Annotated in this window: 9 protein-coding genes; all 9 read left to right on the top strand. The window is 28.3% G+C overall.

Annotated elements, in window-relative coordinates; genetic code table 11:
* The first annotated feature begins 816 nt into the window (after window positions 1-816).
* A complete protein-coding gene (secA, locus tag ON17_RS02135; protein WP_017191847.1) occupies window positions 817-3324 on the top strand; it encodes a preprotein translocase subunit SecA in 2508 nt (835 codons plus the stop codon).
* A 304-nt stretch (window positions 3325-3628) separates the two neighbouring features.
* A complete protein-coding gene (locus ON17_RS03925) occupies window positions 3629-3880 on the top strand; it encodes a DNA methyltransferase (protein WP_315971656.1) in 252 nt (83 codons plus the stop codon).
* 849 nt (window positions 3881-4729) lie between these two features.
* Complete coding sequence (gene prfB / locus ON17_RS02130) at window positions 4730-5830, top strand: peptide chain release factor 2 (RefSeq protein WP_017191844.1); 1101 nt, start codon at window positions 4730-4732, stop codon at window positions 5828-5830.
* Between the two features lie 67 nt (window positions 5831-5897).
* Window positions 5898-6623: a YitT family protein gene (locus ON17_RS02125; protein WP_017191843.1), complete on the top strand. Its 726-nt coding sequence runs from the start codon at window positions 5898-5900 to the stop codon at window positions 6621-6623.
* Window positions 6624-6689: 66 nt separating this feature from the next.
* Window positions 6690-8501, top strand: coding sequence for a nitrilase-related carbon-nitrogen hydrolase (locus tag ON17_RS02120; RefSeq protein WP_017191842.1), 1812 nt, complete (start codon window positions 6690-6692; stop codon window positions 8499-8501).
* A gap of 33 nt (window positions 8502-8534) precedes the next feature.
* Window positions 8535-9677, top strand: a complete 1143-nt coding sequence (mnmA, locus tag ON17_RS02115; protein WP_017191841.1) for a tRNA 2-thiouridine(34) synthase MnmA — start codon at window positions 8535-8537, stop codon at window positions 9675-9677.
* A 57-nt stretch (window positions 9678-9734) separates the two neighbouring features.
* Window positions 9735-11969 (top strand): RelA/SpoT family protein, encoded by a 2235-nt coding sequence (locus tag ON17_RS02110; RefSeq protein WP_017191840.1) that lies wholly within the window; start codon window positions 9735-9737, stop codon window positions 11967-11969.
* A gap of 7 nt (window positions 11970-11976) precedes the next feature.
* Window positions 11977-13257 carry a histidine--tRNA ligase gene (hisS, locus tag ON17_RS02105; RefSeq protein WP_017191839.1) on the top strand — a complete coding sequence of 427 codons (1281 nt, stop codon included), beginning with the start codon at window positions 11977-11979 and terminating at the stop codon, window positions 13255-13257.
* Complete coding sequence (gene aspS, locus ON17_RS02100) at window positions 13241-14992, top strand: aspartate--tRNA ligase (protein WP_017191838.1); 1752 nt, start codon at window positions 13241-13243, stop codon at window positions 14990-14992. Before hisS ends, aspS begins: the two co-directional genes overlap by 17 nt.
* The last annotated feature ends 183 nt before the right edge of the window (window positions 14993-15175 follow it).

Below are 15175 nucleotides of genomic sequence, written 5' to 3'. Positions count from 1 at the left end.
TTAAATTATTAAAAATTATTATACACAAAAAAAAAAAAAACAAGTCTTAGCGAGTTAATGTCGTTCTTCCCAACAAGAAAAAGATGAAAAAAATTACCATTTTTGATATAATGGGAATATGAAAAAAGAGGGCCAAAAAAGATAAAAACCATTTTAAAGCATTTTTCAAGGAGAATTTATCTTTTTCAAAAGAGAAAAAGAAACCTAGAGAATTATTTTTTAAAAGAGTTGTAGGACTTGTTATCAGATGATTTTCTATGAGAAAATATAATAATCTTTCCTTGTGTTAAATGTACTTAACTAATTATTAATTAATGGAGGGAATTATGTTATTATTATATTATTAGCATATTTTTTTATGAAGCAATAAAGTTCCTTAAAAAAAGTCTTTCTTTTTCTTATTGGTCTTAATTATTGGACTTTTGTGAAAAAATAAAAATATAAAAAACAGCTAATTTAGACCCATAAATAATTTTTTTAAATTTCTTTAGAAGGTTGTTTTTTATCAAAAATATTTCTTTTAAAAAAAATGTTTTTCTCCCAGAAAAGAGATATTATTAATTTAAGGGTTGGTTTGTATTATTAAACACTAAATAAAAACTATTAAAAAAGGTTTGAATTAAACTAATTAAACCAATAAAGAGCAAATTAATCATTACTTTTTTCTTTTCATAAAAGAGGTAATGCTCATTAATATTAAAAAAGAGCAAAAAAACTTAATTTTTAATATTACTAAAATAGATATTAATTTTTATTCAATTAATAAAAATAAAAAAATAATCTATAAATTATTTTTTCAAGAAAGGTTATATAAACATGTTAAGTTTTATTACAAAATTATTTGATTCTTCCCATAAATATTTAAAAAAAGCGAAAGTAACAAGTACTAAAATTGAAAAATTAGAAGAAGAGATGCAACGACTAAAAGATGAGGATTTTCCTAAAGAAACCGAAAAATTAAAACAACGTTTTCAAGAAGGTGCTTCTTTAGATAGTTTATTAGTGGAAGCTTACGCTTTAGCGAGAGAAGCTTCCAGAAGAGTAACTGGTTTAACACCTTATTACGTACAACTTTTAGGTTCTATCGTTTTACATCAAGGACAAATAGCCGAAATGAAAACAGGAGAAGGTAAAACTTTAACTTCTGTTTTACCAGCTTATTTAAACGCTTTAAGTGGCAATTCAGTTCATATCGTGACAGTTAATGAATATTTAGCTAGTCGTGAAGCCGAAGGGAAAATAGGCGATATTTTCCGTTTTTTAGGCATGACTGTAGGTTTAAATACTAAAGATAAAACCATTCCCGAAAAACAATTAGCTTATCAAGCCGATATTCTTTATTCTACTAATAGTGAATTAGGTTTCGATTATTTAAGAGATAATATGGAAACTGATATTAATAATTTAATGATGCATCGTGATTATAACTACGTTATTATTGATGAAATAGACTCTATTTTAATTGATGAAGCCAGAACTCCTTTAATTATTTCGAGCAACACTCAACAAGGTAAAAAGTTTTACCGTGATGCTGATCGTTTCGTAAAAAGCTTAAAACCAGAACATTATATGATCGATTTAGAATCTAAAACTATCGAATTAACTGAAGAAGGCGTACGAAAAGCTGAAGCTTTTTTCCAATTAACTAATTTATACAATAATTCTCACTCTTTATTATTACACCACATTAAAAATAGTTTAAAAGCCAGTTTTATTGTGGAAAAAAATAAAGATTATTTAGTGGATAAAGGACAAGTCTTAATTATTGACCAATTCACTGGTAGGATTTTAAATGGTCGTCAATTCAGCGATGGGTTACATCAAGCGATCGAAGCTAAAGAAGGATGTGTTATTAAAGAAGAAACAGAAGTTTCTGCTACTATTACTTACCAAAATTTCTTTAGAATTTACCGTAAAATGTCAGGTATGACAGGAACAGCTAAAACAGAAGAAAAAGAATTCGTTAATATTTATAAAATGAAAGTAGTGGAAATTCCTACTAATAAACCAATGATTAGAGAAGACGCTCCTGATTATGTTTTCGCTTCTGCTGAAAAAAAATGGCAAGCTTTATTAAGCGAAATTGAAAAAAGGCATGCTAGGCAACAACCTATTTTAATAATCGGAACATCAACAGTGGAAGTTTCTGAAGAAATATCTAAATATTTGAAAAAAAGAAAAATTAAACATGAAGTTCTTAACGCTAAAAACCACTCTAAAGAGGCAGAAATTATCGCTAAAGCCGGACATAAAGGTTCTATCACTATCGCTACTAATATGGCTGGTCGTGGGACTGATATCCGTTTAGGCGAAGGAGTAGTTGAATTAGGTGGATTAGCTGTTTTGGGGACCGAAAGGAACGAGGCACGTAGAATCGATAACCAATTAAGAGGACGTGCCGGACGTCAAGGAGACCCAGGTTTTTCCCGCTTTTTCGTTTCCGCTGATGATGATTTAGTGAAACGTTTTGGCGGTAACAGAATGCAAAGAATTATCGCTATGTTACAAAACAACAGCGATTCTGATGAACCTATCACTTTAAAAATGTTTAGTAATTTTGTGACTAATATTCAGAAAAAAATCGAATCTTCTAATTATGATTACCGTAAATTTGTTTTACAATTTGATTCTGTTTTAAGATTACAAAGAGAAATCATTTACCAACAAAGAAAAGAAATTTTAAAATCTGAAGAAGTAGATGTTTTAGCTGTAAATCTAATGAATAAAACTTTAAACAGTAATATTGATTACTTTTTAAAAAATAAAATGACCAATAAAGATGATGAAGGTATTAAAGAATTTATAACTTATTTAGAAACTTTATTTTTCCTTCCCAATACTTTTACGGTCCAAGATTTCCAAACTCAAGAAGAACCACGTTCTCTTTTGACTTCTAAAGAAATAGAAGAAGTAGTGCAAAAAGAAGTAACGACTTTCTTGGAAGAGCAAAAAGCTAAATTACAAGTTATTGATGATAAGCAGTATTTTTATGTTTTAAGATACATTATGCTACAAAAAATAGATTCTTATTTCAAACGTCATATTAATGATATGAATATTTTGAGAAGAGGAATTAATTTTTTAAGTTATGGTCAACAAAACTCCTTAGTAGTTTACCAAGAAGAAGGGCAAAAGTTTTTCAACCAAATGATCGAAAATATCGCTCTTGATGTAACAAAAACTATTTTAAAAAGTTCCAATTTAACCGACCAATTAGTGGAATCATTTCAAGAAAAATTAATTTTCAACCATCCTGTTTATAAAAACAATACTGCGAAAAGGAAAAATAGAAAAGTTAGAGGTTCTAGAAAACCTTGGAATTAAACTTTTTTATACCCCAAAAATGAACATCATTTAAAACAGTCTTTTAAAGGAGTTTTTATTTTCTGAAAATATTTTTAGTATTTATGGCAAAGGGTATTGTCCGATAGAAGGAGAATAAAGTGAATAAAAACGAAAAGATAAAACCTATATGTTCCTTATAAAAATAATCATTTTTTAGATTTAGTTAATAAAAAAACAAAACTCACTTTTAACATTTAAAGCCGAATGTAATTCAAATACCTGCTTTAGCAGGTGGAACTGGTTTAAAAGAAAGATTTTTTTATGCCTCACTTGTTAAAATAAAATTTTACCATCCAAAGAGTTAAAAAAACATTTAAAACATGATACAATAGTTCATCCTACGCAAAAACCTCAATTCTTAACTGAAAAACTGATTAATTCAGTTATTAAAATAAAAACACCAGGAAATGTTTTAATCCCTTTTATGGATTTTGGTTCAGAATTATTAGTAGCTAAAAGGATGAATTTAAATTATATCGGTATTGAAATAAATCCTAATTATTTGTTTTTAACTGAAGAGGTTTTGAAGAATTAATTTATACATTCTTCAAATGTTGAACAATTTGGAAGCATAATTAAAAAAATTTCATAATCTTTTTAATTATGCAAGTTGAATTTCTTTACAATTAGAAGAATTAATTGTAAAAAGAATTCAAGAATATTCTTCGAATTTTGATAAGATCGAATGGGGTTCTGCAACAGTCGCAATGTAGAACATGAATTTTGATTAACGGCAAAACTCGTATTCAAATTAAATTTGGCAAAAAAAACTAAATTAGTTTTTTTCTGGCCATAGGTTAAGTAGATTTAATGGCTATTTTAAACAAATTAATAATTTTCTGAACGGATTTGATTATTCATTAATAGCCATCCCTTACAAAAGAAAAGAAATGAAAAATGGTAAAAAACATTTTTACGAAGTTATGCAATTTCAAAATGATATATTAAAAATTTCTGAAAACGATTCATGGGTTAAAAAAGGTAAAAGGGCATCGATTAACTAATTCTCATGGAGTGGTTTTTTCAATATATCCTTCAATGAGTTGGCAAATTTGGCGGCACATTCCTTTAGATTTAACCCCCCACAAAGACTTATATGATTAAAATTTAAAAAAAATTATTAAACAAAAAAAACCTATATGATAAATATTTAATTATTAAGATATGATGTAGGTTTTTCTTTTCTTACGATTTCCCAAGCGATGACAAAATTTTCAGATAAAAATTAAAAATAATTTGCTTTCTTATGAAAAAGAAGTTTTACTTAATGTTAGTATTTTTTTAAAATTAGAATATTTGCAAATATTCTAATTTTAAAAAGAAACTTTTGATAAACCTTCATTGCATAAAAAAGGACAAAATTTTTAATACGGAGAAAAACGAAATGGAAAGATATGAAATTAATCAAACTCTAACCACTTTGCAAACTGTTTTGCACAATTTAGAACAAAAAATAGATTTAGAAGATAAGAAAAAACAAATAAACGATTTAATGGCTTTAATGGAAAAACCTAATTTTTGGACTGAAAATAAAGACGCTATTGATATTAGTCAAAAACTTCATCAACTAAAAAATAAAATTTCTAATTTTAATTCTTTAAAGAAAAAATACGATGATTTGGTGACTTTATTTGAACTAGTGGAAAATGAAAACGATAATGATTTTCTTTTCCTTATTGCAGAGTTAAAACAAATTCAAAAAAAAATTAAAGATTTTGAAATTGAAGTTTTATTAAATCAACCTTACGACGAAAATAACGCTATTTTAATTTTACATTCAGGAGCTGGCGGAACCGAGTCGCAAGATTGGTGTGAAATGTTAACACGAATGTACCAAAAGTACGCTCAAAGAAAAAAATTTCAATACGAAATTCTTCATTCTCAACCAGGCGAAGAAGCAGGTTTAAAAACGGCGACTATCTTAATTAAAGGTCCGTACGCTTACGGATATTTAAAAGCCGAAAGAGGCGTTCATCGTTTGGTGAGAGTATCTCCTTTTGATTCCGGCGCAAGAAGACACACTTCTTTTGCTTCTTGTGAGGTTTTACCTGAAATTAACGAAGATATTCAAATTGAGATTAAAGATGAAGATATCAAAGTAGATGTTTATCGCAGTAGTGGTGCTGGCGGACAACATGTTAATACGACGGATTCTGCGGTAAGAATTACTCATTTACCGACCAACACTGTTGTGACTTGTCAAAACGAAAGAAGTCAAATTAAAAATAGAGAAAAAGCTTTACAAATTTTAAAAACCAAATTATTGCAAATAGCTTTAAAAGAACAAGAAGAAAGTAAAAAAAACTTTAACGGAGAACAAAAAGATATTAGTTGGGGTTATCAGATTAGAAGTTATGTTTTTCACCCTTATCAAATGGTAAAAGACCATCGCACGAATTATGAATATTTTCAAATTGACGTTGTAATGGATGGTTTTTTAGATGATTTTATTAACGCTTTTTTGAGGCAAAAAAACGATTCTTAATAATAAAAAAACCTCATTAGAAAGGGGTATAAAACGATTATTCAATCTTTTTATATAATAATTATTTATGGACGCCAATATTTCCAACAAGAAAAATAACATTAAAAAATGGACAAGTTTGATTTTAAATGATATTGTCTTATCTATCGCTATTTATTTCTTTTTAATTTCTACTAATTTAAACATAGGAGGAATGGATGGCTTAGCTATGTTGATGGAAAAATTGGTTAAACCCTATTTATTTTCAAAAAGTTTTTCTAATATTTCTATTTTTATTTTCCTCGCTCAAGTATTTTCCTTAATAGTTGGTTGGAAAGCTTTTGGCAAAGAATTCTTCACTAAAACCGCTTTTTTAGTTATTATTTTAATTGTCAACGTTCCTCTTTTTGATTTGTTAACTGGCGAGAATAAAGGCAAGATTTTTGATTTATTACATATAAAAAACATATACGTTCAATTAGTTATTGCTTCTCTGATGAGCGGTCTTCTGATTGGAACTACGTTGGCAAACATTCGAAACCACGGTTATACTACTGGGGGAATGGATGTTTTTCATAAACTTTTAAAAGATAAGTTTAAAATTAATTTCATTATTATTTTATTTATGACTGATGGTGTTTTAGTTTCAATTGATTCTTTATTAAAAAGTATGGAAAATAAAAAAGAATTTGATGGAAAAGTTTTTTTGGAAACTGGGATTAGATTGTTATTGTCTTATATAACTATCACTATTATTGGTTATATCATGGAAAAGAAAAATAAAATTAACGTTGATATTGCCGATAACAAATAAAAAAGTCTTCAATTCTGAAAATAAAACACCGCATTAGAGCTCAATATTAGGAAGGTTTTTCAACCCATGTATAACAACGGTTTTATTAAAATAGAATTATCCAATCCTGATTTGCACATCGGGAATCCCTTTAAGAATGCTGAAAGTATTCTTGAAGTTCTTAACCACAGCAAAGCTAGCTTTGTTTTATTTCCTGAATTATTTTTAAGTAGTTATACAGCTGGAGATTTATTTTTTGAAATTACTTTTTATCAGGAAGTTTTAGAATCTTTACAATTTATCATGGAAAAGACCGTTTTTGAAGGCGTTTATTTAGTAGGAATCCCTTTCTTTTTGGAAGAAGTTTTATTCAATGTCGCTGTGGTAATTCAAAAAGATAAAATTTTAGGCATTGTTCCTAAACACACTATTCCTAATTATAAAGAATTTAGCGAAAAAAGATGGTTTCATTCTGGCAAAACTATCCAAACACAAGAGATTGATTTTTTAGGACAAAAAGTACCTGTCGGTAATATTTTGTTTATTAATAAACAATTCGATATCAGTTTTGGGGTGGAGATTTGTCAAGATTTATGGACTATTGAATCTCCTAGTGATTTATTAGCTTTAAATGGAGCGGAATTGATTTTTAACTTATCTTCTTCTACCGAACATATCGGTAAAAAAGAAATGCGCAAAAACGCGGTTATTAATCATTCTCGTAAACATATTGGTGGTTATTTTTACACTAGTAGTGGAATTACAGAATCATCTACTGATGTTCTTTTTTCTAATCATAAAATAGCCGCTGTTTTCGGTAATTTAATTGGTGAAAAAGATTTATTTAACCAAGATGATACTAGCTTAGTCGTTGATGTTTGCATTGATTCTATCAAACACCAAAGAAGAATTGATACCACTTTAGGGGACCAAAAAATCGGCAAAGAATATCCTTTTTTTAAAGCTTATTTCGATATTAAAGAATATGATAATTATGAATTTGAAAAACCTTTCTACCAAAAACCTTTCGTGGAAATGAATTATTTAGAGGAACAATTAAAACTAGCGAACCATATTCAGTTTTTATCTTTACAAAGTAAATTATCGCATATTAAAAATGTGAAAGTGATTTTAAAATTAGCTTCGCGTTCGAACGAATTATTATCCCTTTTGGCGGTTATACAAAGTTTTCAAGCTAGTAAAAAAACACTAGATGATTTGATTGTGATTATGGAAGATGAAAAAGATTTTCAACCTGATTTTGTTGCATTGATTAAAAACTTTTTAAACAACTTAGGGATTAAAAATATTCTTCTGGATAATGAGGTTCATCAACCTCAAGTTAAAGAGCAGTTTAGCAAAAAATTGATCCATCACGCTTTAAGTAAGTTTACCCCAAATCCTCTGATGTTGGATGATTCACAAATTTTAGTGTTAGAAAGTGATAATTTGTCCGATACGGCTTTAGGAAAAGTAAGTGAAAGAATGGATTATTACGATCAATTGTATAATGTTAATATTGGTTTAAGCCAAACTTTCATGACTGAATTGATTTTTTTCCATTTGAATAAACCTATCATTCCTATTCCTCCTGAATTAAAAGTTTTTTACCAAGAACAGATAGAAAAATTTTTAACCCCTAATATTATCATAGAAGATTTTATTTTATATCATCATTTAAAAAATAATTTTTCTAAAGCAAAAATCGCTTTTTTAATTGAACACACTTTCGCTTTAAATGCGGAAGAAAGTTTAGTTTTAGTGCAAAATTATTTAAAAACTTTTTATCAGGTGCAATACAAAAGGCAACAAATGTCCCCAGGTCCTAAAATTTTAGAAAATAGCCTTTCACCGAGAACGGAATTTAAGTTACCTATTAATTTCCAACGAAAAGAGTGAAAAACAGAATTTATAGAAATAGAAGTATAAAATATGAAAAAAAAAGTGATTGTTGGTTTATCAGGTGGAGTTGATAGTAGTGTCACGGCTTTATTATTAAAACAACAAGGTTATGAGGTAGAAGGTATTTTTATGCGTAATTGGGATAGTAGTTTGAATTATGATGTTCAAGGTAATCCTAATGTTAATGATGATGTTTGCCCTCAAACAGCCGATTTTAATGATGCTGCTGCCATCGCCAAACAATTAGATATTAAATTTCATCAAGTTGATTTTTCCGAAGAATATTGGGACCAAGTGTTTTCATATTTTTTAAAATTATTAAAACAAAATTTAACCCCTAATCCTGATGTTTTATGCAATAATCAAATTAAATTTCTCACTTTTATCGAATATGCCGAACAATTCAATCCTGATTTTATCGCTATGGGGCATTATGCCAATATTACTCATGAAAAAGGTCAACCCATCTTAACTAAAGCTTGGGACGATACTAAAGACCAAACTTATTTTTTATCTCAACTTAAACAAAAACAATTAGATAAAATTCTTTTCCCTTTAGGAAAAATGACTAAAAAAGAAATCAGAGAAATCGCGGCTAAAAATTCTTTAATAACAGCGAGAAAAAAAGACTCCACTGGTATTTGTTTTATCGGAGAACGCAAATTCAGTTCTTTTTTAAAAAATTATATTCCTGCTAAAAAAGGCCCTATTAAAGATATGAATGGTAAGTTGTTTCAAGAACATGAAGGCGTTTTTAATTATACTATTGGACAAAGAAAAGGTCTTAATTTAGGGGTTACTCAAGAAAATCAAGCCCCTTGGTTTGTTGTGGGTAAAGAATTACCTACCAATACTTTGTTTGTGGACCAAAGTTATGACAGTCCTTACCTTTATAGCGATGCAGCTTTAATCATTGATGTGGTATGGAGAAATTATGGCGTTTATCAAAATCATGGTAAAATGAAGATGATGGCTAAATTTCGTTATCGTCAACCCGATCAAGAAGTGGAACTTGTTTGGTTGGATAAAACAACTTTAAAAGTGTATTATCCCCAAAAAATCAAAGCTGTTACGCCAGGGCAAATAGCGGCTTTTTATAAAGATGATTTTTGTCTAGGAGCGGGAATGATTAAAGAAGTTTATTATCAAGAGAAAAAACTTTCATATGTTTAAACATTTTTTATCCTTTAAAAAAAATGTTTTAAAAATTCAAAAAAATAGGTGATTGAAGTGCTTTTTAATACTACTGAAACCCATAACATAGAAAAAAAAGTTCATGAAGAAGTTTTATTCCAAGAATTGATGCAAAAAGTAAAAAAATACATTCATGAAAAAACAATCTTAGATAAAATTAATCAAGCTTATTTATTGGCTAAAAAAAAACATACAAATCAAAAAAGAGTAACAGGTGAAAATTTCATTATTCACCCTATTTCTGTTGCTATTATTTTAGCTGATTTGAATAGTGAACCCAATACTTTAATGGCTGGTTTATTACACGATTCTTTAGAAGATACGGATTTAACTTTTGATGAATTAAAGGATTTTTTAGGGGAAGATGTGGCTTATATAGTGAAAAGCACCACTAAATTAGCTAAACTTAGTTTTAACCCTAAACAAAGACAAGTGGAAAACCATCAAAAACTTTTTTTAGCTATGGCTAATGATATTAGAGTAGTTTTGGTAAAAATAGCAGATAGACTACATAATATGCAGACTTTAAAAGAAATGAAGCCTGAAAAACAATTACATATTTCCCAAGAAACATTAGATATTTATGTTCCTTTAACCCATCGTTTAGGTCTTTTTCAAATTAAATCTCAATTAGAAGATTTAACTTTTAGATATATGAACCCTAAAGAATATTACCGCATTTCTAACTTAATTAACGCTAAAAAAAATGAACGCGAAAATTCTATCCAAAATATTATTAAAAATATTAAATCTTTATTTTATAAGTCCGGCATTACTGATTTTTCCATTAGCGGACGTAGTAAAAATATTTATAGTATTTATAAAAAGATGAACCAAGGACAAGTTAGTTTTGACGAAATTTTTGACTTATTAGCGGTTCGTATTATTGTGGATAAAGTAGATGTATGTTATCAATGTTTAGGCCTTATTCACGCTCATTATTCTCCTTTACCAAGGAGATTTAAGGATTATATCGTTGTTCCAAAGCCTAATTTATACCAAGCCCTTCATAACACGGTTTTAGCCAAAGATGGTTCTATTTTTGAAATCCAAATCAAAACTAAAGAAATGGATGAAATTGCCGAAAAAGGAATCGCCGCCCATTGGGGTTATAAAGAAAATAAAGTTTATTCCAAAGACAATAAACAGTTGGAAATAGCGCAAAAATTAAGATGGTACCAAGATTTAATTAAAATCACCAAAGATACTAAAAATAAATCTCTACAAAATTCCAAAACTTTAGTAGATTCTATTAAAAATGATATTTTAAGCGAAAATGTTTATGTTTTTACACCGAAACAAGAAGTATTCGAATTTCCAGAAGGTTCCACACCTATTGATTTTGCTTTCCGTATCCATTCTATGATTGGTTTTACAATGACAGGTGCTATTGTGAACGAAAAAATCGTTCCTCTTGATTATAAGCTGAAAAACGGTGATATTATTTCTATTAAAACAAATAAAAACGTTTTTAGAGTGCATAAGGATTGGTTGAGGATAGCGAAAACTTCTTATGTTAAAAAATTCATTAAAAATTTTTTAAATAAACAGAAAAAAGAAATTTTAACTTTAATCCAAAATGGTAAAGAAATTTTAGATAAAGAATTGCAAGCACAAAAGAAAGATTTTAAAATTGACCACAATTTTGTTAGAAAAAGTTTTCACAAGCAATCTATTCAAAATGTTCATGAATTGTATGAAGCTTTGGGAAGAAAAAAAATCACTACTGATGTGGTGCTCGCTAAAATCAATTCTTTTGAAGAAATACGCAAAGAATACAATAAAGAACAAATTTCAAAAAAATTGAAAAAATTCACTTATGAAAACGAAACAGGTGTTTTTATTGAAGGATTAAATAAAACTAAATTAAAATTAGCGAATTGTTGCAATCCTATTTTTGGCGAAGAAATAGTGGGTTTTATTACCAAAGATAAAGGCACCAACGTTCACCGTAAAGATTGTGTTAATTTACAACAATACGATTCTAACCGTCTTATTGTCGCTCATTGGCGTCAAAATTATCAATTAAAATACGCCACTTGGCTTTTTATTATTGGTTCTTATAGTTCTTCTTTAATTGCTAATATTACTGATAAAGCTAACGCTTTAGGAATTCATATTTCTAAAATAAACATGATTAATAATAATAAATTATCAGAAACCACTATTAAACTGCAAATACTAGTGAAAAATATTTCTGAAATGGAAAAATTAATTTCTCATTTATTACAATTATCTAATATTTATCAAATTTATAGAGGAACAAATTAAAAGGTTTATGATTACAAAAATAAAAGGAACTCACGATTTATTTCATGATGAGATGTCTAAATGGCAGTTTATCGAAAAGAAGCTTAAAAATCTTTTGGAAGCATACAATTTTCAGGAAATAAGAACTCCTATTATCGAATATAAAGAAGTTTTTTATCGTGCTACCGAACAATCCGATATGGTTAAGAAAGAAACTTATCAATTTCACGATAAAAAAGGTAGATTAATAGCTTTAAGACCGGAAGGGACGGCTTCTGTTATTAGAAGTTATATCGAAAATAAATTGGATTTTCAAAACGAGTTAACTAAATTATATTATTTAGGTCCTTTTTTTCGTTATGAAAGACCACAAAAAGGTCGATATCGTCAATTCCATCAAATAGGCGTTGAAGCCATTGGTGTGCCTAATTCTTTATCCGAAGTAGAAGTTATTATTTTAGCTTATGAATCTTTGTTAACTTTAGGACTCAAGAATGTTAAAATTAAAATCAACACTTTAGGGGACCTTCCTACTCATCAAAAATTTTTAACTATTTTTAAGAATTATATTAACCAAAATACTCAAGATTTATGTAATTTATGTTTAGAAAGAAAAGAAAAAAATGTTTTACGTATTTTTGATTGTAAACAATGTTCCCAAAAAGAGGTTTTAAAAAAAGCTCCTTTAATTTTAGATCACCTTTCTGTAGAGGTTAAAAATAAATTTGACCATGTTTTAGAACTTTTAAAAGAAGCTCGGGTTAATTACGAAATAGACCCTCTTTTGGTAAGAGGTCTAGATTATTACACAGATATAGTTTTTGAAATTGCCGCTAATGACGCCACTAACCAAAATGATTTAGTTTTAGGTGGCGGTGGTAATTATAACGAATTAACCGAAGTTTTTGGCGGTAAAAAAACTAATTGTATTGGCTTTGCTTTGGGAATAGAACGTTTAATGATTGCCATGGAAGAGAATCATTTATTCCCTTATGTCAGTTCCTCTGTTTTAGATGTTTATTTATTAGCGTTAGACCAAGAAGCTTTAAAACCAACCTTTATGTTGATGCAAAAAATCCGTCAACATAGTTTACAAACTAACATGAATTATGAAACAGGTCATTTCAATAAAAAGTTAAAAAAAGCTTTACAAACTAACCCTAAATACATTCTTTTTATTGGTCAAAAAGAATTAAAAGATAACGTCTTAACGGTTAAAAATATAGCAGAAAAAAAAGAATATAAATTTTCACCAGAACAAACAATCAATTTTTTAATAAAGGAATTAACAAGTGAAAACAAAATATAGTTACAATAATAACGAGATCACCCTTAACCAAAAAGGCGAAAAAGTCTTTTTAAAAGGTTGGATTGAAAGAAAAAGAAATTTAGGCAATAAACTTTTTATTGATTTAAGAGATGTTTCGGGGATAGTTCAATTAGTGGTACTTAACAATCATCCTCAATATCAACAAATTGCTTTAACTAAAATCGAAACAGTGATTGACGTTAAAGGCGCAGTGATCGAAAGAATAAATAAAAACCCTAATTTAACGACGGGTGAAATCGAAGTTTTAGTACAGGAAATGTCTTTTCTTTCTGAAGCGGAGAACATACCTTTAAGCATTGTGGAAAAAAACGAAGCTTTAGAAGATTATCGTTTAAAATATCGTTATTTAGATTTAAGAAAAAAAGATAAAAAAAGTTTTTTAATTCAAAGGCACGAAATTACTCAAAACATTAGACAAACTCTTTTAAATAATAAATTTTTTGAATTAGAAACTCCTTTATTATCAAAATCAACTCCTGAAGGGGCGAGAGATTATTTAGTTCCTTCGCGCATTCATCCTCATCATTTTTACGCTTTGCCTCAGTCTCCGCAAATTTACAAACAATTATATATGATTTCTGGCTTTGAAAGATATTTCCAAATAGCTCGTTGTTTTAGAGATGAAGATTTAAGATCAGATAGACAACCAGAATTTACTCAAATAGATATTGAGACTTCATTTTTCAGTCAAGAAGATTTAATTAATTTAACTGAAGAAATTATGACGAATTTGTTTGCCAAAATCTTAAACAAACCTTTGCCCACTCCTTTAGGACGTCTGTCTTTCCAAGAAACTATGAACTTGTATGGTTCAGATAAACCTGATTTAAGGTTTGATTTAAAGATCGAACCTTTAAAGACTTATTTTAAAGAAGATTTCGTTAATGCAGAAGGAACCGAGAAAACCATTAAAGGGATTAAATTAAATTCTTCCCTCCCTTTAAACCTTTTAACAAGAAAAAAAATAGACGAATATAAACATTTGATCAAAAACCAATTTAATTTAAATTTAAATCTTTTTAAAAAAAAAGACAATACTTTAAAAGGTAATTTAAGTCAATTTGTTAATGATGCTTCTTTTTTAGAAGAAGGCGAATGGTGCTTTGTTATTAGTAACGATTTAAAGGACCTTTCTTCAGAAAATCATTTGTTAAAAACATTAGGTTTTTTGAGAAATAAATTAGGTCATAATTTGAATTTAATCGACCCTAATCAAGAATCTTTATTGTGGATAGTGGATTTTCCTTTGTTTGAATTTAATTCAGAAGATAATCGTTATTACGCTATGCATCATCCTTTTACAGCCTCTTCAGATATTAATATTTTAGAAAAACACCCTGAAAAAGCTCAAGCTCAAGCTTATGATTTAGTGTGGAATGGTTATGAAATTGGCGGAGGTTCTTTGAGAAATTATCAAAGCCACGTGCAAGAATTAATGTTTCAAAAATTAGGTTTTAGCAAAGAAGAAGTTCAAAATCGTTTTGGTTTTTTAATAGAAGCGCTAAAATACGGCACTCCTCCACATGGAGGTATCGCTTTAGGATTAGACCGTTTAGTGATGTTATTTACTAAAACGAATAATATTAAAAATGTTATTGCCTTCCCTAAAACTCAAAGTGCTCAAGATTTAATGATGGAAACGCCTAATTTAGTTGATCAAGAACAATTAGATGTTTTAAACATTCAATTAAAAAAGGACGCTGAAAAGAAATAAAATAGTAGAATATTAAAAGATCCCTAAATATGGGATCTTTTTTCTATATCAAAACTTTTAGAAAGAAAATGACTTTTTTTCCTTGAAAGAGTAGGTGATAAGTGAATAAAGTTGTTTTTCTATTTAAATAAAATTTAAACAAAAGGAGATTTAAATGTCTAGAAAAAGAAGTTATCGTAGATC

This window comes from Poinsettia branch-inducing phytoplasma str. JR1, assembly GCF_000309465.1.
Taxonomy (GTDB): domain Bacteria; phylum Bacillota_I; class Bacilli_A; order Acholeplasmatales; family Acholeplasmataceae; genus Phytoplasma; species Phytoplasma pruni.
The sequence above is the reverse complement of the archived record's forward strand: the minus strand, read 5'-3'. Positions and strand labels throughout refer to the sequence as shown.

Excerpts from the sequence above, each read along its gene's own strand:
- ON17_RS02125 (WP_017191843.1), top strand. The coding sequence starts at position 5,898 with ATGGACGCCAATATTTCCAACAAGAAAAATAACATTAAAAAATGGACA.
- ON17_RS02120 (WP_017191842.1), top strand. The coding sequence starts at position 6,690 with ATGTATAACAACGGTTTTATTAAAATAGAATTATCCAATCCTGATTTG.
- mnmA (WP_017191841.1), top strand. The coding sequence starts at position 8,535 with ATGAAAAAAAAAGTGATTGTTGGTTTATCAGGTGGAGTTGATAGTAGT.
- secA (WP_017191847.1), top strand. The coding sequence starts at position 817 with ATGTTAAGTTTTATTACAAAATTATTTGATTCTTCCCATAAATATTTA.
- hisS (WP_017191839.1), top strand. The coding sequence starts at position 11,977 with ATGATTACAAAAATAAAAGGAACTCACGATTTATTTCATGATGAGATG.
- prfB (WP_017191844.1), top strand. The coding sequence starts at position 4,730 with ATGGAAAGATATGAAATTAATCAAACTCTAACCACTTTGCAAACTGTT.